Consider the following 270-nt stretch of genomic DNA (forward strand, 5'->3'; position numbering starts at 1 on the left):
GTTTTTATTACGCCCCTGATCCCTCTAGTCAAATTATTTGTTCCATTGGTTGAAATGTCGCAGAAAATTCAGGAGGGGTTCACTGTCTCAAATACGGTGTGACTACTAATCATGTTTTAGGACTGAAAATTGTTACTCCAGACGGTTCTATTGTCGATATTGGCGGAACGATTCCCGAAATGCCTGGGTATGACTTAACAGGCTTATTTGTGGGATCTGAGGGAACATTAGGCATTGCAACAGAAATTACACTTCGCATCCTGAAAACAC

The 270-nt window shown here is 41.5% G+C and carries 1 pseudogene; it reads left to right on the plus strand.

The features are described from left to right. Positions 1-270: pseudogene (locus R0J87_RS20735) on the plus strand (FAD-binding protein); the annotation flags it as partial.

The organism is Halomonas sp. SIMBA_159 (assembly GCF_046536035.1).
Taxonomy (GTDB): domain Bacteria; phylum Pseudomonadota; class Gammaproteobacteria; order Pseudomonadales; family Halomonadaceae; genus Vreelandella; species Vreelandella venusta_A.